This is a genomic window from Gracilibacillus sp. D59 (assembly GCF_052246695.1).
Lineage (GTDB): Bacteria > Bacillota > Bacilli > Bacillales > Amphibacillaceae > Gracilibacillus.
The window spans coordinates 705,255-728,383 of the sequence record NZ_JBQQCK010000001.1 but is presented as its reverse complement, the minus strand read 5'-3'; the positions used below and the strand labels follow the sequence as shown (position 1 = coordinate 728,383).

22 protein-coding genes are annotated in these 23,129 nt (G+C 38.1%); all 22 read left to right on the top strand.

Features of this window, described 5'->3' with window-relative positions:
- Position 1: 1 nt before the first annotated feature.
- Positions 2–2,002: a transketolase gene (gene tkt, locus ACTWP4_RS03235; RefSeq protein WP_443127314.1), complete on the top strand. Its 2,001-nt coding sequence runs from the start codon at positions 2–4 to the stop codon at positions 2,000–2,002.
- 297 nt (positions 2,003–2,299) lie between these two features.
- Positions 2,300–3,898 (top strand): CTP synthase, encoded by a 1,599-nt coding sequence (locus ACTWP4_RS03230; protein WP_443127313.1) that lies wholly within the window; start codon positions 2,300–2,302, stop codon positions 3,896–3,898.
- A 268-nt stretch (positions 3,899–4,166) separates the two neighbouring features.
- Positions 4,167–4,526, top strand: a complete 360-nt coding sequence (locus tag ACTWP4_RS03225; RefSeq protein ID WP_443127312.1) for a response regulator — start codon at positions 4,167–4,169, stop codon at positions 4,524–4,526.
- A gap of 181 nt (positions 4,527–4,707) precedes the next feature.
- The gene (fba, locus tag ACTWP4_RS03220; RefSeq protein WP_443127311.1) at positions 4,708–5,562 is read left to right on the top strand and encodes a class II fructose-1,6-bisphosphate aldolase; all 855 of its coding nucleotides are present in this window, start codon (positions 4,708–4,710) and stop codon (positions 5,560–5,562) included.
- Between the two features lie 322 nt (positions 5,563–5,884).
- Positions 5,885–7,171, top strand: coding sequence for a UDP-N-acetylglucosamine 1-carboxyvinyltransferase (locus ACTWP4_RS03215; protein WP_443127310.1), 1,287 nt, complete (start codon positions 5,885–5,887; stop codon positions 7,169–7,171).
- Between the two features lie 922 nt (positions 7,172–8,093).
- Entirely contained in the window at positions 8,094–9,380 is a 1,287-nt protein-coding gene (rho, locus tag ACTWP4_RS03210) for a transcription termination factor Rho (protein ID WP_443127309.1), read from the top strand.
- 132 nt (positions 9,381–9,512) lie between these two features.
- On the top strand, positions 9,513–9,758 hold the full coding sequence (locus ACTWP4_RS03205; RefSeq protein ID WP_443127308.1) for a type B 50S ribosomal protein L31: 246 nt from the start codon (positions 9,513–9,515) through the stop codon (positions 9,756–9,758).
- Between the two features lie 193 nt (positions 9,759–9,951).
- Positions 9,952–10,557: a thymidine kinase gene (locus tag ACTWP4_RS03200; RefSeq protein ID WP_443127307.1), complete on the top strand. Its 606-nt coding sequence runs from the start codon at positions 9,952–9,954 to the stop codon at positions 10,555–10,557.
- Between the two features lie 80 nt (positions 10,558–10,637).
- The gene (gene prfA, locus ACTWP4_RS03195) at positions 10,638–11,708 is read left to right on the top strand and encodes a peptide chain release factor 1 (RefSeq protein WP_443127306.1); all 1,071 of its coding nucleotides are present in this window, start codon (positions 10,638–10,640) and stop codon (positions 11,706–11,708) included.
- A 1-nt stretch (position 11,709) separates the two neighbouring features.
- Positions 11,710–12,564 carry a peptide chain release factor N(5)-glutamine methyltransferase gene (gene prmC / locus ACTWP4_RS03190; protein WP_443127364.1) on the top strand — a complete coding sequence of 285 codons (855 nt, stop codon included), beginning with the start codon at positions 11,710–11,712 and terminating at the stop codon, positions 12,562–12,564.
- 530 nt (positions 12,565–13,094) lie between these two features.
- The gene (gene spoIIR / locus ACTWP4_RS03185) at positions 13,095–13,709 is read left to right on the top strand and encodes a stage II sporulation protein R (RefSeq protein WP_443127305.1); all 615 of its coding nucleotides are present in this window, start codon (positions 13,095–13,097) and stop codon (positions 13,707–13,709) included.
- A 59-nt stretch (positions 13,710–13,768) separates the two neighbouring features.
- Positions 13,769–14,203, top strand: coding sequence for a hypothetical protein (locus ACTWP4_RS03180; protein WP_443127304.1), 435 nt, complete (start codon positions 13,769–13,771; stop codon positions 14,201–14,203).
- 199 nt (positions 14,204–14,402) lie between these two features.
- Positions 14,403–15,422 carry an L-threonylcarbamoyladenylate synthase gene (locus ACTWP4_RS03175; RefSeq protein ID WP_443127303.1) on the top strand — a complete coding sequence of 340 codons (1,020 nt, stop codon included), beginning with the start codon at positions 14,403–14,405 and terminating at the stop codon, positions 15,420–15,422.
- A gap of 86 nt (positions 15,423–15,508) precedes the next feature.
- The gene (locus ACTWP4_RS03170) at positions 15,509–16,057 is read left to right on the top strand and encodes a manganese efflux pump MntP (protein WP_443127302.1); all 549 of its coding nucleotides are present in this window, start codon (positions 15,509–15,511) and stop codon (positions 16,055–16,057) included.
- A 50-nt stretch (positions 16,058–16,107) separates the two neighbouring features.
- On the top strand, positions 16,108–16,668 hold the full coding sequence (locus ACTWP4_RS03165; RefSeq protein ID WP_443127301.1) for a low molecular weight protein arginine phosphatase: 561 nt from the start codon (positions 16,108–16,110) through the stop codon (positions 16,666–16,668).
- A gap of 27 nt (positions 16,669–16,695) precedes the next feature.
- The gene (locus tag ACTWP4_RS03160) at positions 16,696–17,997 is read left to right on the top strand and encodes a methyl-accepting chemotaxis protein (protein ID WP_443127300.1); all 1,302 of its coding nucleotides are present in this window, start codon (positions 16,696–16,698) and stop codon (positions 17,995–17,997) included.
- 35 nt (positions 17,998–18,032) lie between these two features.
- Positions 18,033–18,473, top strand: a complete 441-nt coding sequence (gene rpiB / locus ACTWP4_RS03155) for a ribose 5-phosphate isomerase B (RefSeq protein ID WP_443127299.1) — start codon at positions 18,033–18,035, stop codon at positions 18,471–18,473.
- Between the two features lie 20 nt (positions 18,474–18,493).
- Complete coding sequence (locus ACTWP4_RS03150) at positions 18,494–19,039, top strand: TIGR01440 family protein (RefSeq protein WP_443127298.1); 546 nt, start codon at positions 18,494–18,496, stop codon at positions 19,037–19,039.
- A gap of 175 nt (positions 19,040–19,214) precedes the next feature.
- Complete coding sequence (gene glyA / locus ACTWP4_RS03145) at positions 19,215–20,450, top strand: serine hydroxymethyltransferase (protein WP_443127297.1); 1,236 nt, start codon at positions 19,215–19,217, stop codon at positions 20,448–20,450.
- Positions 20,451–20,768: 318 nt separating this feature from the next.
- On the top strand, positions 20,769–21,398 hold the full coding sequence (upp, locus tag ACTWP4_RS03140) for a uracil phosphoribosyltransferase (protein ID WP_443127296.1): 630 nt from the start codon (positions 20,769–20,771) through the stop codon (positions 21,396–21,398).
- Between the two features lie 287 nt (positions 21,399–21,685).
- Positions 21,686–22,135, top strand: coding sequence for an SgcJ/EcaC family oxidoreductase (locus ACTWP4_RS03135; RefSeq protein WP_443127295.1), 450 nt, complete (start codon positions 21,686–21,688; stop codon positions 22,133–22,135).
- A 129-nt stretch (positions 22,136–22,264) separates the two neighbouring features.
- Positions 22,265–22,933 (top strand): ribose-5-phosphate isomerase RpiA, encoded by a 669-nt coding sequence (gene rpiA, locus ACTWP4_RS03130; RefSeq protein ID WP_443127294.1) that lies wholly within the window; start codon positions 22,265–22,267, stop codon positions 22,931–22,933.
- Positions 22,934–23,129 lie beyond the last annotated feature (196 nt).

The window sequence follows — 23,129 nt, the reverse complement described above, 5'->3', positions numbered from 1 at the left end:
AATGGAGTCTACTATTAATATCGATCAACTAACGATTAATACTATGAGAATGCTGTCGATAGATATGATAGAAAAAGCTAATTCTGGTCACCCTGGTTTGCCGATGGGTGCAGCGCCAACAGCACATGTTTTATGGTCCATGCACTTAAAACATAATCCAGAAAATCCAAATTGGTTCAATCGAGATCGATTTGTTTTATCTGCGGGTCATGGATCTGCTCTACTCTATAGCTTGTTACATCTTTATGGTTATGGTCTTTCTTTGGCTGAACTTAAGAGATTCAGGCAATGGGGAAGCAAAACGCCAGGTCATCCTGAATATGGTCATACCATAGGTGTTGAAGCTACAACAGGTCCCCTTGGTCAAGGAATATCTATGGCAACTGGTATGGCAATGGCTGAACGATTTCTTGCTGCTAAATATAACAAACAAAGCTACCCGGTCATTGACCATTTTACGTACTGTCTATGTAGTGATGGAGACTTGATGGAAGGTGTTTCACAGGAATCCGCTTCGTTAGCAGGACACTTAAAACTAGGAAAATTAATTGTATTTTATGATTCAAATGATATTTCGTTAGATGGAGATTTAGACCGTTCTTTCTCAGAAGACATACGAGCCAGGTATAAAGCATATGGTTGGCAAGTAATAAAAGTGGAAGATGGCAATGATATAGAAGAGATAAATGAAGCAATATTATTAGCTAAACAAAATAGAAAAAAACCAACACTAATAGAAGTCAAAACAACAATAGGCTTTGGTTCTCCAAATAAAGGTGGCACTCCACAAGCACATGGTGTCCCGTTAGGAAAAGAGGAAATGAAATTAGTTAAAGAAAACTATCGTTGGAAATATGATGAGCCTTTTACAATACCAAATGAAGTAAAGGAATTCTGCCAATTACAGAAAGAAGAAGCGTGGAAAAAAGAAAAGAAGTGGAACAAGTTGCGGCAAGACTACCAAACTGCTTATCCGGTATTAGCTAATGAATTGAATACTGCAATAAAAGGACATTTCCCAGAAAAATGGAACAAGTCCATGCCTGTGTTTTCATCTTCTGATAGTATTTCAACTAGAGATGCATCTGGCAAAGTACTAAATGAAATCGCTCAACAAATACCATATTTTATTGGGGGTTCTGCGGATTTATCCGGATCAAATAAAACTAAAATAAATAATGAACAAGATTTTTCAGCAAATAATTATACTGGTCGCAACATTTGGTTTGGTGTTAGAGAGTTTGCTATGGGTGCTGCATTAAATGGGATGGCTTTGCATGGTGGAGTAAATGTGTATGGTGGTACATTCTTTATATTCTCGGACTATTTTCGTTCAGCAATAAGAACATCTGCCTTAATGAAAGTGCCTGTTACTTATGTATTAACCCATGATAGTATTGCGGTAGGTGAAGATGGACCGACACATGAGCCTGTAGAACACTTAGCTTCTTTCAGAGCTATGCCAAATCTATCGGTTATCCGCCCTGCAGATGGAAATGAAGTGAGAGCAGCATGGAAATTAGCAATAGAAAGTACTGATAGACCACATGCATTAGTATTAACTAGACAAAAGCTACCAACTTTAACGAAATCATGGGAACAAGCGGAGGAAGGAGTATGTAAAGGGGCATATATAATTTCTGAACAGGAATCACCTGATGGGATATTGTTAGCAACAGGTTCAGAAGTTTCTTTAGCAATCAAGGCGCAAAAAGCTCTTGCCAAAGATAATATTTACGCTACCGTCCTCAGCATGCCTTCTTGGGATCGATTCGAACAACAACCTGACGAGTATAAGAATGAAGTTTTGCCTGATCATTTAAGGGTACGATTAGCAATTGAAATGGGCTCTTCTTTAGGTTGGCATAAATATGTTGGAGATAACGGAGATGTGGTAAGTGTTGAAGAATTTGGTGCATCAGGAGAAAGTGAAATAGTAGTTAAAGAGTACGGATTTACTGTAGAAAATATAGTCGATCGATTTAAGGCAATTATGAAATAGAAAATAACTATTAAAGTATACTTGACTTTCGATAAGCTTCTGAGTAAAATTTTTATTGGGCTCCATAATTTAATGGAAAATACATAGCGTTCCCCTGCTTAAGGGGAGCGCTTTTTATTTTTTGGAAAGCAATTATAATTAAATGATATTCTGTACTAATTGGGGAATATACGGATAGAGAGTATATATCCCTGAAACACTTTTTATTGGAGTGAACCAATTTTACATGAAGCTTAGTATAAAAACAGAATACTAAGCCAAAAGATAGAACAATTATAAAAGAAAGAGGGATACAGTGTGACGAAATATATCTTTGTAACTGGCGGTGTTGTTTCTTCCATCGGAAAAGGGATTACAGCAGCATCTCTAGGTCGCCTTTTAAAAAACAGAGGACTAAAAGTAACTATTCAGAAGTTCGACCCTTATATCAATGTCGATCCAGGAACGATGAGTCCTTACCAGCATGGTGAAGTATTCGTAACAGACGATGGTGCTGAAACAGACTTGGACTTAGGTCACTATGAGCGATTTATCGACATTAACCTAAACCAATACAGTAACATCACAACAGGTAAAATCTATTCGACCGTAATCAAAAAAGAGCGTCGTGGAGATTATTTAGGTGGAACCGTCCAAGTTATTCCACATATCACGAATGAAATTAAAGACAAAGTATTCCAAGCAGGGAAACAAACAAATGCAGATATCGTCATTACCGAAATCGGTGGTACTGTCGGAGACATTGAATCTTTACCTTTTATTGAGGCAATCCGTCAAATAAAAAGTGACATAGGTAAAGAAAATGTCATGTATATCCACTGTACGTTAGTACCTTATATTAAAGCAGCAGGTGAACTAAAGACAAAACCAACTCAACATAGTGTAAAAGAATTGCGTTCATTAGGTATACAGCCAGACGTTATTGTCTTACGTACAGAGCATGAAATAAGCCAGGAAATGAAAGAGAAGATCGCTTTATTCTGTGATATTAATGAAAAGGCAGTTGTCGAATCAGGTGATGCTGATACCTTGTATCATATCCCGTTAGCTATGCAAGATCAAAAACTCGATCAATTAACATGTGACCATTTTGGTTTAGATTGTGGACAGGCAGATATGACAGAATGGAATCAACTAGTAGAACGAGTATTGAATCTTTCGAAAAAAATAACAATTGGACTTGTTGGTAAATACGTAGAATTACCTGATGCATATATCTCTGTTGTAGAAGCATTAAAACATGCAGGGTTTGCACATGATGCAGATATCGATGTGAAATGGATTAATGCAGAAGAAGTTTGTGCTGAGAATGTGGCAAATGAATTAGCAGATGTTGATGGATTATTAGTACCAGGTGGCTTTGGTGATCGTGGTATTGAAGGTAAGATTGAATCAATCCGTTTTGCACGTGAAAACAAATTACCTTTCTTAGGTATTTGCTTAGGTATGCAGCTTGCAACGGTTGAATTCGCACGTAATGTATTAGGCTTAGAAGGTGCAAATTCAGCTGAAATTGATCCGAATACGCCATATCCAATTATAGATCTTTTACCAGAGCAAAAAGATGTTTCTGACCTTGGTGGAACGTTACGCTTAGGCTTGTATCCGTGCCGCTTAAAAGAAGGGACGAAAACAAGAGAAGCCTATAATAATGAGGACATTGTATACGAACGTCACCGTCACCGTTTTGAATTTAATAATCAATATCGTGATCAGATGGAACAAAACGGATTTGTATTCTCAGGGACAAGCCCAGATGAAAAACTAGTGGAAACCATCGAACTTAATGATCACCCTTGGTTCGTTGCATCGCAATTTCACCCAGAATTCAAATCAAGACCAACACGACCACAACAGCTATTCAATGGCTTCATCAATGCAGCTGTTAACAAATAAAATCGGGATACGCTCCGTTTTACCAATCGTCATAGTTCCTTGCTATGGCGATTTCTTTTTCAAAATAAACTAGTTAATTTTGCTGTTTTTCATCCATAAGAAAGAACAAATTTTATAAAATACTACGAATATTGCAGGATTTTCGCCTATCATATCGAATTATAAGAAAAAGGGCTTATTACAAAATAAACGCCAATTCGCAATTTATGGACATTATTAATCAAGCAACTATATATATATTTAGAAAAACATAAAGGAGCTGGCAAGCATGGACAAAACAGTATTAGTAGTAGATGATCAAATAGGTATTCGCCTGTTACTAGAAGAAGTGATTCAACAAGAGGGATATAAAGTAGAGTTGGCTGTGAATGGTAAAGAAGCATTAGATAAAGTTACGACTAATAAGCCTGATCTAATCATGTTAGATTATAAGTTACCTATTATCGATGGTCCTACTTTAGTTAAAAAACTGGAAGAGGATAATATTGTAATTCCAACTATTATGATGAGTGGTTTGCCAGAAAAAGCAGAAGATGATGTGCAAAATTTAAAATCTGTAAAGAAGACAATCGGGAAACCATTTCAATTAAATGACATTCGCCTATTGTTGAAGAATATTTTGGAATAGATGATTAAATTTTCATCCGTTTTTGAGCGATTATTAGAAATTTGACGAGGTAAGCGTTTTCTGTCGATTGTTTTGTTGCACCTTTTTGTCGGAATTGGTATTCTATTAATGGGTGCAATCTTTCGAAAGAGGATCGATTGTTAAATCAATTGTATATACATACCTTAAAGGAGGAGCAATTATGCCATTAGTTTCAATGAAAGAAATGCTTGAAACAGCTAATAAAAATCGTTATGCTGTAGGTCAGTTTAATCTTAATAACCTAGAGTATGTACAAGCTATTCTTCAAGCAGCTGAAGAAGAAAAATCACCGGTAATCCTTGGTGTATCTGAAGGTGCTGGAAAATACATGGGTGGTTTCAATGTAGTAGTTGCGATGGTAAAAGCTACTATGGAAGCACAAGGTACAACCGTTCCTGTAGCAATCCACTTAGATCATGGTTCAAGCTTTGAATCTTGTGCAAAAGCAATCCATGCAGGTTTCACTTCTGTAATGATTGACGCGTCACACGATCCGTTTGAAGAAAATATTGCTGTAACTTCTAAAGTAGTTGAACTTGCACACTTCCACGGAGTATCTGTTGAAGCAGAACTTGGTACAGTTGGTGGTAATGAAGATGGTGTACAAGGTGGCATCATGTATGCTGATACGAACGAATGTAAAGAGCTAGTTCAACGTACTGGAGTTGACTGTCTTGCACCAGCATTAGGTTCAGTTCACGGTCCTTACCAAGGTGAACCAAACTTAGGCTTCAAAGAAATGGAAGAAATCAACACAGTAGCTGGAGTACCATTAGTACTTCACGGTGGAACTGGTATCCCAGTTGCGGATATCCAAAAAGCAATTTCTTACGGTACTTCTAAAATTAATGTAAATACAGAAAACCAAATCCAACAAACTAAAGTAGTTCGTGAAGTATTAGAAGCGAACCCAGAAATGATCGACCCACGTAAATACTTAGGACCTGGTCGTGACGCGATTAAAGATACAGTTATCGGAAAAATGCGCGAATTCGGTTCTTCAAGTAAAGCATAAATTAATTCAAAAACCATACTCTTAAGTGAGTATGGTTTTTTTATGCAGTCAAAACTGAAGTTGAAAATAAATTCCGGAAAGTTGATAGTAAAGAGCCCGAAGTTGATAATAAATCTAAATAGTAAATAAATAAACCACCAAAACAAAAGTGACCCATCTGTACCCTTGTACTATTCTTCTGTTTGAAATCACTCGAAAATGAGATATAATGATTTTAAGTTTGATTTTGATTACATAATTTTGGTAGGTATTGCGCAAACTATAATTATGATATTGATGTTGACAGTGGTTAAAGGAATCCTTGAAAGTGAGGGAATAATGTATGCAGAAGTTGCTTGTAGAGGGCGGTCATTTATTAAATGGAAAAGTACGTATTAGCGGCGCGAAAAATAGTGCGGTAGCGTTGTTGCCAGCAGCTATATTGGCAGATACAAAAGTGATTATTGAAGGTTTACCAGATATCTCGGATGTAGAAACTTTAAGTTGTTTATTGGAAGAAATTGGTGGAGAGGTAGAGCGTAAAGGACATACGGTGCATATTGATCCTGCAGAGATGACCGCTATGCCTTTGCCAAATGGACGTGTTAAAAAATTGCGAGCGTCTTATTATTTTATGGGCGCCATGCTTGGGCGTTTTAAAGAAGCAGTGATCGGTTTACCTGGCGGTTGTTATCTGGGGCCGAGACCAATCGATCAGCATATTAAAGGCTTTGAGGCTCTTGGTGCAACTGTAACAAATGAACAAGGTGCTATTTATTTGCGAGCAAAAGAACTGAAAGGTGCGCGAATTTACCTTGATGTTGTCAGTGTCGGTGCAACAATCAATATTATGCTTGCAGCGGTGAAAGCAAAAGGACGTACGGTTATTGAAAACGCGGCAAGAGAACCGGAAATTATTGATGTGGCGACATTACTAACCAGTATGGGTGCGAAAATTAAAGGTGCAGGAACGGACGTAATTCGAATTGACGGTGTAGAGCAGTTAACGGGATGCATGCATACGATTATTCCTGATCGAATTGAGGCAGGTACCTATACGATAATGGCTGCAGCTCAAGGTGAAAGAGTATTGATTGATAACGTAATCCCACAACACCTTGAACCACTGTTAGCGAAGTTACGAGAAATGGGTGTACATATTGAGGAAGGGGAAGAGCAACTGCTCATCCACAGAGGAGAAGGACTAAAAAGTGTTGATATCAAAACCCTTGTACATCCTGGATTTCCAACGGATTTGCAGCAACCTTTTACAGCATTATTGACGAAAGCTGATGGTACAGGGGTTGTTACAGATACCATTTATCAAGCACGGTTTAAACATATCGATGAACTCCGCAGAATGAATGCTCAAATTAAGGTAGAAGGAAGTTCTGCCATTATCCAAGGCCCTTCGAAATTAGAAGGTGCCAAAGTAAAAGCAAGTGATCTACGAGCGGGTGCTTCCCTTATCGTTGCTGGACTGATGGCAAATGGTATAACAGAAATTACCGGATTAGAACATATCGATAGAGGTTACGCCAACCTAACAGAGAAATTAGAAGAGCTCGGCGCACGAGTTTGGAGGGAAGAAATGACGGAAAAAGAGATACAACAATTTCAAAATTCCTAAAGAGAGAGGCCTCGGGGTCTCTCTTTGCTTTTGCATATAAGGGATGCTTCCTTCCATTCTTATTAGAGATGAGTGCTGCCATTCGCTCCGGCAGAATACTTCGCTTTCCGTGGGCACGGCTTCAGCTAACTTGGTAAAGAAGTTCGCTTTACCAAGTGGATCTTCAGCTCGCGCTGTTCCCACAGGAGTCTCCGTATTCTGCCTACGTTAATAACATGACTCAATCTTTTTAAAGTGGAAATACTCGGAAACCAATTCCCGTGTATTCGCTTGTTCAAAAATCAGTACACTATACAGAGCGGAGGCAAGATACGCAGACTCCTACGGGACCAGCACGTGTCCGAAGACCCCGCAAGAAAACGTCTTTTGTTTCTGTGGAGGCTGAGGCCGTGCCCGTGGAAAGCGAAGTATCTTGCCGTAGCGTATGCCAGCACGCATCAAAAACTAGGATGAAGGGAATCAATTTTAAGTTTGCAGTTCTTATCGACTATTAATTATGTGTGAACAAGATAGTAAAATGAGTTTTTCTTGCCCATTCTTAAAATTTCACAATAAATTTACGAAAAAATCACTTTTTCATAAAAATTAGTTGAATATATAGTTGTAACCATGTACTATATAGAAAGAATATAATTGACTCATTTATTCCAAGTAATTGAGTTCTTCCAATATCATCCTGTAAACGCTTTGGATGAAGGTGCTTCCATCTCATACTCTTCTTGAGATTTCAAGCGATCTCGGTGCTCCCATTGAGTTTCCATATACTGATTGACCATTGATAGATAGAACAAATGTATAATAAAAATCGAAATATCAATTCGTCACATTGATTAGATTCCCCACGTTTAAAAATCTACAAACAGTTAATCTCGAAAATTAAATGAAGATGGAATATATAATAAAAAATAGGTGTGGTGATTTTGTGAGTGAAGTAACAATTTCTGAACTAGAACAAATGACATTAAAAGATCTTTATGCAAAAGCCAAAGAATTTAAAGTATCTTATTATGCGAAATTAACAAAAAAAGAACTAATATTTTCCATATTAAAAGCACAAGCTGAAAAAAGCGGTTATTTATTTATGGATGGTATTTTAGAAATCATTCCGACAGAAGGCTTTGGTTTCCTACGTCCGATCAACTACTCGCCAAGTGCAGAGGATATTTATATTTCTGCATCACAAATCCGTCGTTTTGATTTACGTAATGGTGATAAAGTATCTGGTAAAGTACGTCCACCAAAAGAAAATGAGCGTTATTATGGACTGTTACATGTTGACGCGGTAAATGGTGAGGATCCGGAAGCAGCGAAAGAGCGTGTTCACTTTCCAGCTTTAACCCCATTATATCCAGATCGTCTAATGAATCTAGAAACAGATACAAAACTGATATCGACAAGAATAATGGATTTGTTAACTCCTGTTGGTTATGGCCAGCGTGGCTTGATTGTTGCACCGCCTAAAGCAGGTAAAACGATGCTTCTTAAGCAAATCGCAAATAGTATTACCAAAAATCATCCAAACACAAAATTGATCATTCTCTTAGTCGATGAACGTCCTGAGGAAGTAACAGATATTGAACGTTCTGTTGGTGAGAATGTTGATGTTGTCAGCTCAACATTTGATGAAGTACCGGAAAATCATATTAAGGTAGCAGAATTAGTGTTAGAACGCGCGATGCGACTTGTCGAGCACAAAAAAGATGTAGTAGTCCTTATGGATAGTATTACACGCCTGGCACGTGCCTATAACCTTGTAATCCCGCCGAGTGGGAGAACGTTATCCGGTGGTATCGATCCGGCTGCCTTCCACAGACCAAAACGATTCTTCGGTGCTGCTAGAAATATCGAAGATGGTGGAAGCTTCACCATTCTAGCAACTGCTTTAGTAGAGACAGGTTCGCGTATGGATGACGTCATCTATGAAGAATTTAAAGGTACAGGTAATATGGAACTACACTTGGATCGTAATTTAGCACAACGTCGTATTTTCCCTGCGATTGATATTTTACGTTCAAGTACTAGAAAAGAAGAATTGCTTGTTACGAAAACCCATCTAGAAAAAATGTGGGCGATTCGAAAAAGTATGCAAGATGCACCAGATTTCTTAGAGCGCTTCTTACGTAAATTACGCTCAACGAAAAATAATGAGGAATTCTTATCCGTTCTAGAAGAAGAAATGAAGCGTAAAGGTACGAAGAAAACAAGTTAATGATGGAAATTACAAAATTCTCTTGCAAACAGTGGATCAGGTTGTTATAATTCTTCTGTATGGCAAAAATGCTCGCGAAGCATGAATCTAACTCTGTTTCCTAAGGATTCAGGGCAAAAGGAGTGGACAGACATGAAAAAAGGAATTCATCCAGAATACCAAAAAGTTGTATTTCTTGATACAAGCTCTGATTACAAATTTCTAGGCGGATCTACTACATCATCTGAAGAGACGATTGAATGGGAAGATGGCAATACTTACCCATTAATCCGTGTAGAAATCAGCTCAGCTTCTCACCCGTTCTATACTGGTAAGCAAAAAGCTGACAAAGTCGGCGGTCGTGTTGACCGATTCAAGAAAAAATACAACCTTAGCTAATTGGTATTTTTTCAATGTACGAAGATATAATAGGATAAAAATCCTTGAAACAGGCAAATGCACCAAAAATTTGCCTGTTTTTTATTTGATGTTTCAAGAATAGATGCTGTAATCAGCTACATATTATCACGAAAAACATGATAAAATGTTTAAATATAGAGAAACAATAACTGTTGGAAGGGGCAACATTATCATGCACATTATGAAGCATGCCGGTTGGATTGAGCTAATATGCGGAAGCATGTTTTCAGGCAAATCAGAAGAATTAATTCGTAGAGTACGACGCGCAACATATGGTAACCTCTCTGTTGCTGTTTATAAACCACAAATAGACAATCGCTATAAAGATGAAAGTGTCGTTTCTCATAATGGATCAGAACTGGTAGCGAAACCCGTCGAGCGAGCAGTTGACATATTAGAAGATGTCACAGACGATATTGATTTAATCGGAATTGATGAAGTGCAATTTTATGATGATGATATCATCCACGTCGTTTCAGAACTAGCTGATAGAGGCTATCGTGTTGTGCTTGCGGGATTGGACACAGATTTCCGTGGCGAACCGTTTGGACCGATGCCACAACTTTTGGCAATTAGTGAATTTGTCACAAAATTAAATGCAGTATGCCCTGTTTGTGGTTCACCTGCAAGCAGAACGCAACGTTTAATTAATGGTAGTCCTGCTTCCTATGATGATCCAGTTATTTTAGTTGGTGCCAAAGAAGCATATGAACCAAGATGCCGACATCATCACCATGTACCAAATCATCCGAAAAGTAAACTAAAAGCTCATAATTAGTGGACTTTGACGGTCTTCGTTGTTTTGTAATATACTGTATCATAGTGAAGTTTTGCTAATCGGAGAAAGAGGTGAAGAACGTGTTAGATCGTTTAGAATCGTTAGAAGCACGTTATGATAAATTAAATGAATTATTAAGTGACCCGGAAGTCATTAATGATTCGAAAAAATTAAGAGAATATTCGAAAGAACAATCAGATCTGCAGGACGTTATTACGGCCTATCGTGAATATAAAGATGTCACTGCACAGTTAGATGATGCAAAAGAAATGCTGGAAGACGATCTCGATGATGAAATGCGCGAGATGGCAAAGATGGAAATCTCAGAACTGTCCGAACAAAAAGAAGAGCTAGAAGAACGGTTGAAAATTTTATTATTGCCAAAAGATCCGAACGATGACAAAAACGTTATCATGGAAGTCCGAGGTGCAGCTGGTGGGGACGAAGCAGCCCTTTTTGCCGGGGATTTATTCAGAATGTATTCCCGTTATGCTGAATCACAAGGCTGGAAAATTGACATAATGGATTCCAATACAACAGGAGTTGGCGGTTTTAAAGAAGTGGTCTTTATGATTAATGGTACTGGCGCCTATTCCAAATTAAAGTTTGAAAATGGTGCCCACCGTGTCCAACGTGTGCCGGAAACAGAATCAGGAGGACGAATTCATACTTCAACAGCAACTGTGGTCGTTATGCCGGAAGCAGAAGAAGTAGAAGTGGATATTCATGAGAAGGACATTCGTGTTGACACTTTTGCATCAAGTGGCCCTGGTGGTCAATCGGTAAACACAACCATGTCTGCTGTCCGTTTAACGCACGAACCAACAGGAACTGTCGTATCGATTCAGGACGAAAAATCACAAATCAAAAACAAAGAAAAAGCAATGAAAGTTTTACGTGCACGTATTTATGATAAATTCCAACAGGAAGCACAAGCGGAATATGACCAAACACGTAAATCTGCGGTTGGTTCTGGAGACCGTTCTGAACGTATTAGAACGTATAATTTCCCACAAAACCGCGTCACAGACCACCGTATCGGTCTGACCATCCAGAAGCTTGATCAAATCTTAGAAGGTAAGCTAGAAGAAGTAATTGATGCACTTATCATCGAAGAACAAGCTCAGAAAATGGAAGAAATCGGTGAGTAACATGCAAATAACGACTGTTCATGAGGCCCTGAAATGGGCTTCTTCTTTTTTAGAAAAACATAACTGTGAATCAAAAGTGGCAGAAATTCTCCTTTTACACGTATTAGACTGGACAAAGACAGACTTAATTATTAACTTACGCGAGCCGATTGATGCAGAAACGTTGGATCATTTTCAGCTGCAGGTCAAACAACATGCCGAAACAAAAGTTCCTGTCCAACATTTAACCGGTGTCGAGCAATTTTATGGACGTAGCTTCGATGTTAATCAGCATGTCCTGATTCCGAGACCGGAGACCGAAGAGCTCATCCAATGTGTAACAGAAGCTGTGGATAAATTCGATTTTACTTGTGTCGATATCGGGACGGGTAGTGGTATAATAGCGGTCACTTTGGTAAAAGAGTGGGAAAATAGACAGGTTGAAATGCTTGCAACTGATCTTTCCGAAGATGCATTAATAATCGCCGAAAAAAATGCGGACAAACATACAGCGAAGGTTAAATTTTATCAGGGGAGCTTCTTAGATCCATTAATCGAACAAGGAAAAAAAGTCGATATTATTGTCTCTAATCCGCCATATATTGCTTATGAGGAAGCGGAAAACTTGTCGGAAACCGTAAGAAATTTTGATCCGGAAATGGCGTTGTTTGCAGATCAAAATGGCTTAGCCGCTTATCAACAAATTATCCACCAGGCAGGACAGGTATTAAACAAACAAGGCATGATCTTTTTCGAAATCGGCCATACACAAGCAAAAGCTATTACCAAATTGATCAAGCAGCAATTTCCTAAAAGTGAAGTAACCACCTTTCAAGATATGAATGGAAAGGACCGTATTGTTCGCGCAATAACGTAATACATGAGCGTGAACATATATCTTGGTCCGCGAGAACATATCTCACGGACACATTTAAAGGAAAATCCACTTTTGTGTCCATAAGAACGATTCTCATGGACACATTTAAAGGAAAATCCACTTTTGTGTCCATAAGAACGGCTCTTACGGACACATTTAAAGGAAAATCCACTTTTGTGTCCATAAGAACGACTCTCACGGACACATTTAAGGAAAAATCCTCTTTTTTGTCCATAAGAACGTCTCTTACGGACACATTTAAAGGAAAATATTTTTTTTGTCCATAAGAACGTCTCTTATGGACACTTTACAAGGAAATTGCATTCTTTTGTCCACGAGAATACATCTCCCATATACTTTTCAGGTTAATGTTTATTGGTCTACTCGCTTAATTACAAAGCCACGGAACACTCAGCGTTTTGGGTAGGTATATCTATCCCCAACAGAAAAAATAATAGATTAAAAGTTTAAAAGTTTTCGTAGTTGTCCACACTGTGACTAGCAAACGCTAATTACAGGGGGATTTAAAAATGCGAAAGCTTATTCTATTTAGTGTACTTATCTTTTTAATTATAGGTTTTTTTCCACAAAAAGTGACAAGTCATGAACAATCCTATCAAGTTATTCCAGATGAAGCGATCCGATTAAGGATTTTAGCAAACAGTGATAACGAGAAAGATCAGGAGATGAAACACGCAGTAAGGGATGCAGTCAATCAAGAAGTAACGAAATGGGTAGAGGAAATGGATGATATAGATGAAGCGAGGCAGCTTATTTCCTCTCGCATTGACGATATCGATCAAATCGTGAAAGATACCGTGGCAAAAGATCCAATTAAATATACCGTGGAATACCGCAAAGATGTTGAATTTCCGACGAAACTATATGATAACTATCTCTACCCAGCAGGTGAATATGAAGCGATCCTAATTACATTAGGGGAAGCAGAAGGGTCCAATTGGTGGTGTGTCGTTTTTCCACCGTTATGTTTTTTAGATTTCTCATTTGGTACAACAGTACAAGCGGCTGAAGATGGAGAAGAAGAAAAGCAAGAAAAACAAGAAGATAAGAAAAAAGAAGATGAAAAGGAAAAGAAGGAAGATGAAGTAGAATACACATTTTTCTTCTTAAAATGGTTTAATTAATCATAAATCTATCATTTTGTCATAGATTAATAGTAAGACAAAATGATAGAGGTGAGAGGATGGAATTAATACCAACAAAAGAGTTGGAGCAAAAGGAATTTGATGCTTTCTTTGATGAAAAGGTGCCTCATTTTGAAGAAGTAGATATGAAAAAATACGGATATTTCCTCTATAAACAAGGAAAACCGGCCGCTTTTTTTTCACTTATTCCTGTTGATCGGTATACTTATTGGTTGCGGAGTTTAATCATGAAACGAAATGCACCTGTTCTACTGCCAGTCACTATTATTCAAACAGCGGAAAAGTTAACACAAAGTTACGGGGCTACATCCCTAATTATCCACAGCAAAACAGCTGTTCTTGAGCAGTTATTAACACAACTGGGTTATAACCTGACAGATCAGGTTTTAGAAGAATCTTTACAAGCCTCATGGTGGATAACTAGACTGGAAGATGTGGATAAAACCGACACTTATACACAAAGACTCATATAAATGTGCAAAAACATGTGCATAACTAATTTAAAATAGGCAAAAAAATCATATGTTGTTAATAAAAATGTGTATAAATATCAATTTTGTACACATTTTTTGTGATTTTTGTGGAAAAGCTTGTGGGTAATGAAAGGTGCTTGCACTATTTTCTTGATAACTTCATAATAATGTTAGAATATATCTAGATCGAGGGATAACCATGAAAACAGAACAATTTGATGCAAGCAAACAGTCATTAGTAAAAGCAGCTCAATTATTGAACAATCAAGAAGTAGTGGCATTTCCCACTGAAACAGTTTACGGATTAGGTGCAGATGCAACGAGTGAAGTTGCTGTCTCGAAGATCTTTAAAGCAAAAGGGAGACCAGCTGATAATCCGTTAATTGTCCATGTCCATCATCCAAGTCAAATCAAGCATTATGTAACAGAGATATCCACAATGGCGCAAACATTAATTGATCATTTTATGCCTGGTCCTTTTACGATTATTTTAAAAAGTAATGGGACAGTTGCGGATACGGTAACTGCAGGATTGGATACTGTGGCGATCCGAGTTCCTGATCATAAAATCGGCAGGGCGTTGATACAAGAAGCGAACTTACCCCTTGCCGCACCAAGTGCTAACCTGTCGGGAAAGCCGAGTCCAACGACCGCCGAGCATGTTTATCAAGATTTAAATGGTAGAATCGCCGGTATTATCGATGGTGGTGCTACAGGAGTTGGACTGGAATCAACAGTGGTGGATGCAACAGGTGATATACCAGTTATTCTAAGACCTGGTGGCGTAACAAAACAGGAAATAGAGGACGTGGCTGGTACAGTTGAACTAACAGGATCACTAAAAGAAAAACAGCCGAAATCACCTGGAATGAAATATAACCATTATGAACCCGATGCTCCGCTTGTATTAATAGATGGTGATCAAATTTTTTTTCAAAAGCACATCAATTCTTATCAACAAGAAGGGAAAAAAGTCGGTGTTATCGCCAGTAAACCGTTAGTTAACTTGCTCCAAGCAGACATCAGCTATAGCTGTGGCAATAGAGATGACTTATCAGAAGTAGCCACTAACCTTTACTACGCACTAAGGTACTTCAATGACACTAACGTCGACATTATCCTAGCCGAAACCTATCCACAAGTAGGAATCGGTGACGCGATTATGAATCGTTTAACCAAAGCTGCTACCCATCACCATATCCAAAACAGAAACATATAACCAATCCCCCATGCATATGAATGGGACAAGGGGACACGCGAAATGTCCCACCTGTTTTGTTCACGGGCGAAGGGGGGCTTTTTTGAGTGGTGACATCAATAGTAGAAGTAATATCCATTATATGCATGGCTTTTGCATTAGGAATGGATGCCTTTTCGGTTGGATTAGGAATTGGTATGCAAGAAATACGTCTAAAACGAATATTTTTGATCGGACTTGTAGTTGGTATTTTTCACATGATTATGCCTTTCATTGGATTATTGTTAGGTGCGTTATTATCCCAAAAAATAGAGGGGATTGCTATTCTTACGGCAGGTTTATTACTATGTGCGATAGGTTTTCAAATGATGCTTCAGACCTTCTTGTATAAAGACAAGCAAATATTAGCACCAGTTGGCTTTGGATTAATTATGTTTGCATTTAGTGTAAGTTTAGATAGCTTTTCAATCGGAATATCACTTGGTCTATCCGGCGTGGCAACGATATTTGCGATTGTAATGTTTGGACTTTTTAGCACAATATTAACATGGCTTGCATTACTAATTGGCAGGAGAACACATCATTTATTAGGTACGTACAGTGAACTGTTAGGGGGAGCGATTCTGTTTGGTTTTGGACTGCATGTGCTATTCTGAAAATGTGATATAATAAAGAGTAGTATCATAAAAATGGAGGCAAGCACTACATGAATATTTTGTTTGTTTGTACAGGCAATACATGTCGCAGTCCAATGGCACAAGCGATATTGCAAAACAAGACAGATCATTCCATTCAATCTGCTGGGATATTTGCAGGTGTTGGGATACCAGCTTCACAGGGGACAAGTGAGGTTTTAAAACAACAAGGGATCTCTTGTGAACATAAGTCCCAACCAGTTACAGAAGATTTGATAAAATGGGCAGATGTAGTTCTGACCATGACCCAGAATCACCGTGATTTGTTGAAGCAAAGCTATCAAGAAGACTCAGATAAAATCTTCACATTAAAAGAATATGCTGATCCGCAATGTGAAAAAGCTTGGAATGAGTTAAAAGAATCATATGCCAAGCTAGAGGAAGCGAAATTAGCAGGAAATGAAGTCGATGCAACTTTAATGGATAAAATTAATAAACTGGAACAAATAGTTCAAAATGTTGATATAATCGACCCATTTGGCGGAAATTACATGACTTATCAAAAAACTTATGAAGAATTGGACAATTATCTTGCGCTACTAGTCAAAAAGATAGAGAATATAGATAGATAAAAAGTCATGTTTTTGAGGGGGCGTCAAATGGAAGAACAAACAAAAAGAGGGTTTAGTCTCAGAATTAAGCTAGTCGTTTTTACTACGTTGCTGGCTATTGTTACCTACACCACGAGTGGATTTTTTATTTATTTTTTACAAGAATTGATCAGACCTTACATTCAAATAACAGAACTATGGTATGTACTCGGGACATTATTATTAGGGATTATTTGGTCAGGTATTTTGGCCTTTACCGCTGCAGGCTTTATTACCAGACCACTTAACCGCTTGAAAAATATTGCAACAAAAGTAGCAGAAGGTGACTTAAATCAGGAGATTGAATCACCCAAAACGAAAGACGATGAAATTGGAGGCTTAACGGTTGCATTTCAAAAAATGGTCCACCATTTGAAAACTGTTCTAACCGATATTGAACAGCATGCAACCGAAACATCTCAATCTGTACATAAAATGAAAGATGCGGCATCTGTATCAAAACAACAAACAGATGTATTAGAAGACACTATCAGCCAAATTTCAACAGGGTCCGAGGAGACTTCAGAAGCTATTCAGCAAACAGCGGAAGCAGTGGAGAATTCCACGCGTCTTGCCACCCAAGTAGATCAAAAAGCAGTAGATTCTCAAAATAAATCAAATGAAATGGTAGAGCAGTTAAATGAATCCAAAACGGTTATCAGTCAATTACTGACAGGTATTATGCAGTTGGCAGATAAACAGGATCATGCGCTTAATGACGTGAATCGATTATCCCAAAAAGCAAAAGAAGTCGAAAATGTCATCTCTCTAGTAGGGGATATCAGTGAACAGACGAACCTTTTGGCATTGAATGCATCGATTGAGGCATCTCGTGCAGGAGAAGAAGGAAAAGGCTTTGCGGTTGTTGCCGAAGAAGTAAGAAAATTAGCGGATCAAAGTTCTGACGCCGTGCAAACGATCACTAATTTAATCCAAGGTATGCAAAAAGATGTCGAACTGGTAGTAGGAAATATGCGAACGCAAGTTGATGAAACTCGTGGAGAAGTGAAAAAAGGTGAGCAAACAAACGAAGTGATTGATAGAATGTCAGATTCTGTTCATCAGGTAGCTTCCGCAATTGGTGAAATATCACAACTCGTTAACAACCAGCTACAAGAAATCGAAGCAACACAGGCTAAGTCGCAAAATGTTGCTGCAATTGCCGAAGAAACATCTGCCAGTGCAGAAGAAATGCGGGCAACTGTTGAGCAACAGGCAGATTTTGCCGAAAACTTAGAAGGATTGGCGATTTCGCTCGGACAACAAGCACAAAACTTGAAAATAAAGATCGAGCAATTTAAGCTAAGCTAAACAACACTTTTACTAAAAAAGGAGCATCTATTGTTATGAAGGTCATTTTAGCATCTGATCACGGTGGGATTAATCTGTCAAAGGAAATTATATCTCTTTTAGAAGAATTGAATATAGAATATGAAGATATTGGCTGTAATTGTCCTGATTCTGTTGATTATCCAGATTACGGAATTCCAGCAGCTGAACGTGTAGCAAGTGGAGAATTTGATCGAGGTATTTTAATATGTGGAACAGGGATCGGTATGTCTATCGCAGCGAATAAAGTAAAAGGGATTCGTGCTGCACTTGTACATGATGTATTTAGTGCAAAAGCAACTCGTGAGCATAACGATTCAAACATGATCACAATGGGTGAACGTGTCATTGGAGCTGGCCTGGCAAGAGAAATCGTGAAAGAATGGTTAGGTACAGAGTTCCAAGGTGGTCGTCATGCTAACCGTATTGGTAAAGTAGCAGACTACGAGAATAAATAAAGAAAAAGAGGTGAAAATCCATGAAACTTGATCAATGGGGATTAGATCTAAGAGCAATTGTGGATGAATGGATTTCACTTAATCTCCTTTCAGAAGGCGACCTTTTTGTTGTCGGTTGCTCGACAAGCGAAGTAGCAGGTGAACGTATTGGGACAGCAGGCAGTGAAGAAGTGGCTGCTATGATTTTTCAAGAATTAAGCCGTTTAAAAGAAAAGACCGGTGTGCATTTATGTTTTCAATGCTGTGAACATTTAAACAGAGCGGTCGTAATAGAAAAGCAAATAATGCGAGAACGTAATCTTGATGAGGTATCCGTAAGACCAGTTCGTAAAGCAGGTGGCTCAATGGCTGCATATGCATATGATCATTTAGACAATGCAGTTGTCGTTGAGTCGGTTCAAGCGGATGCCGGCATTGATATAGGTGAAACAATGATTGGTATGCAACTCAAACGTGTAGCAATACCACTTCGAATGGAGAAGCGTTACGTTGGCCATGCCAGAACAACTAATGCACGAACAAGACCAAAGTTAATTGGCGGACCAAGAGCAGTATATCCGGAATAATTAGAAGCGAAATATGCACCTTTTTCTTTTTTCACGAATAAAGGGTGCATATTTTCTTGTTTTTATTCGTAAAAAAGTATAGAATTATATGAAAAATGATGTTATTTTAGAATGAGAACATGTAAATGACGAATAATGTGAAAACACCTACCAAAAAATATTAGGGGGAGCAAAAATGGATCACGTTAAAAATTTTGATGCAGAAATTTTCCAAGCAATGGAAGACGAAAGAAAGCGCCAGAACGATAAGATTGAGCTAATTGCTTCTGAAAACTTTGTCTCAGAAGCGGTAATGGAAGCACAAGGTTCTGTATTAACCAATAAGTATGCAGAAGGCTATCCAGGCCGCCGCTATTATGGAGGTTGTGAGCATGTCGATGTTGCAGAGGATTTAGCTCGCGATCGTGCCAAAGAGTTGTTCGGTGCAGAGCATGTCAATGTTCAGACACACTCTGGAGCACAGGCGAACATGGCCGTTTACTTTACTATTTTAGAGCCAGGTGACAAGGTGCTTGGTATGAACTTAAGCCATGGTGGACACTTAACACACGGAAGCCCGGTTAACTTTAGTGGTAAATTATTCGATTTTGTTGATTATGGTGTTGATCAGGAATCTGAACAAATCGATTATGAGGATGTATTAGCAAAAGCAAAAGAAGTACAACCAAAATTGATCGTTGCTGGTGCGAGTGCATATCCACGTCAGATCGATTTCGCTAAATTCCGTGAAATTGCCGACGAAGTAGGAGCATATTTAATGGTAGATATGGCACACATTGCAGGACTTGTTGCAACAGGTTTACATCCAGATCCAGTACCACACGCCCATTTTGTAACGACAACAACACATAAAACATTACGCGGTCCACGTGGTGGTATGGTGTTATGTAAAGAAGAATTTGCTAAGAAAATTGATAAAACAGTATTCCCAGGTATGCAAGGCGGTCCATTGATGCATGTAATCGCAGCAAAAGCAGTAGCGCTTAAAGAAGCATTGCAACCATCTTTTAAAGAGTACGGACAAAACATTATTAAAAATGCTAAGAAATTCGGTGAAGTGCTTGAATCAGAAGGCGTTCGCACTGTATCTGGCGGAACAGACAATCACCTGTTATTATTAGATGTCCGTGGATTAAACTTAACTGGTAAAGTTGCCGAAGCAGCATTAGATGAAGTGGGAATCACCACAAATAAAAACACCATCCCATTTGATCCGGAAAGCCCGTTTGTAACGAGTGGTATCCGTGTCGGTACTGCAGCAGTAACATCTCGTGGCTTTGGAGAAGCTGAAATGGAAGAAGTAGCAAAAATTATTGCTCTAACATTGAAAAACCCAGAAGACGAAGTAACATTAAAAGAGGCTCGCGAACGCGTTGAAGCTCTAACAGCAAAATTCCCATTATATCAATAATACTAGAAGCTAGACTTAATCATTAGGATTGAGTCTGGCTTTTTTTCGTCTTATGCGAAAGTGCCCGATAAATGGAAAAAAGCGCCCGATATCCAAGGAAAAGTGCCCGATAAATGATAAAAAGCGCCCTATATCCGAGGGAAAATGCCCGATAAATGATAAAAAGTGCCCGATACAAGAAAAAGAACGTTTTCTAAACGGGCGCTCTGCGCTTTTCTTAATTATGCTTGCATGCTTGTTTGTTTTTCTGTACAATTTTAAGGATGAATATTGTGGATTTTTGGGATAATAATTTGTAAAAAAAGGAGTGTTTTCCTGATGAGTAATGTGTTTGTTTTAGATCATCCGTTAATTCAGCACAAATTGACGTACATACGTAATAAAAATACAGGAACGAAGGAATTCCGCGCTTTAGTAGATGAAGTTTCTACATTAATGGCTTTTGAAATTACGAGAGATCTTCCACTCGAAGATAAGACAATTGAGACGCCAGTGATGGAAGCTACAACGAAAGTAATCAGTGGTAAAAAAATCGGGCTTATTCCTATTTTAAGAGCGGGTCTAGGTATGGTTGACGGGATGCTTAAGTTAATTCCCGCAGCAAAAGTAGGGCATGTAGGTCTTTATCGTGATCCAGAGACATTACAACCTGTTGAATATTATATTAAACTTCCATCTGATATCGAAGAGCGTGAATTGATCGTAATTGATCCAATGTTAGCAACTGGTGGTTCTGCCAATGATGCGATCCATTCATTAAAGAAACGTGGTGCGACTAACATTAAATTAATGTGTCTGATCGCAGCACCTGAGGGTGTAGATATGCTTAAAAAAGAACATCCTGACGTGGATATTTATCTTGGAGCTCTTGATGAGAAGCTTAATGAAAAAGGATATATTGTTCCAGGCCTAGGAGACGCTGGAGATCGCCTGTTTGGAACAAAATAAATATTGTACATTTGCATAATTTTGAGGAATGCGGTTTGCATTCCTTTTTTTAAAAGACAAGAAAGTATAAAATTTGCGCGGATGTCTAGCTCCGAGCGCCCAAAAACTAGGCGACTTCACGAATCGCCCTACGATAAGTCATCATCGGTTCGCAAGCTCACCGTGATTCCTTTATCTCAGTTGATTAGCTCCAGTCGCTACGTTTCTAGACGGGCGCTCTGCGCTTTTCTTATAGTCATTATAATTAGTGATAAAATAGATTAATCAAAATAAAGGAGGAATTTAACATGAATGCTTCACTCCATGATGAAGTCAAAAACCTTTATCAAAAACTAATAGATGCGTGGAATAAACGAGATGCTCAAAAAATGTACGAACAATTTGCGGAACATGGAGTCCAAATTGGATTTGATGGAAGTAAGCAGGTTGGAAAAGAGGAGATTTTATCTCATCTCAAGCCCATATTTGAAGACCATCCTACTGCACCATTTGTAACTAAAATTAAATCCATACGTCCTCTGGGAAATGATGTCGCCATTTTACAAGCTATTGCAGGTATGATTCCACCAGGAAAAACAGAAATTGAACCTAATGTAAATGCCCATCAAACTCTAGTTGCAGTGAAAAAGAATGATGATTGGCGGATTGAACTCTTTCAAAATACGCCCGCACAGTTTCATGGGAGACCTGATTTAGTTGAGCAAATGACTGAAGAGCTAATGAAGTTAATTAAGTAATCAACTTTTTCAGTATTGTGAAACAAATAAGAGCGAGATTCGAGGCTTCTTTTTTGTCGGTAAAGTATGGTAGTAATGAATTAATCCATTTTATTTACTTAAACTATTAATTTTTGGTGAGGTGTTTATATGGATGGTAAAAAACTCGCAGGAGAAAAAGCTGTTGAATATGTCAAAGAGGGAATGATCTTGGGACTTGGGACAGGTTCAACAGTTTATTGGTCACTTTTAAAACTAGCTGAGATGGTAAAAAAAGGACTTGATATTAAAGGGGTACCTACTTCTCAAAACACTGAAAAACTTGCAATAGAATTAGGGATTCCATTGGTAAGTCTCTCCTCAATCAATCAAGTAGATTTAACAATAGATGGTGCTGATGAAGTCAATCCAAATTTTGAACTCATAAAGGGCGGTGGGGGAGCTTTATTGCGCGAAAAAATGGTAGCATCGATTTCGCAAAGTTTCATTATAGTTGTTGATGAAACAAAATACGTTACTAATTTAGGCGAATTCCCATTACCCGTTGAAATTGTACCATTTAGTTGGGAACTGACAAGTAAACAGATAGGAGCATTAGGTTGTGAACCAAAATTGCGTTCCAAAAATAATACCCCTTTTATAACAGATAATGGAAATTATATATTAGATTGCTATTTTGAAAAGATACAAGATGCCTCCAAACTGAATGCTACATTAAATATGATTCCTGGAGTAGTGGAAAATGGTTTATTTGTTCATTTGGCTGATACAATCGTAATTGGAAAAAGAAATGGTAGTGTAGACATTTTGTTCAAATAGACTTCAAAAATACTGATACTAATTTGTTTTTTTATACACAAGTCGCTACATAGATTTCGAAGCTTTTAGGGCAATTGAGTTACATGAAAAAACTTTAGATAAAATTGGAGGAACAATTGAATATCCAGAGGTCTTTTTTGAATAGCCTTATTTTCCATTATATTGATGGATTTCATCTACCCCCAACTTTTCCATA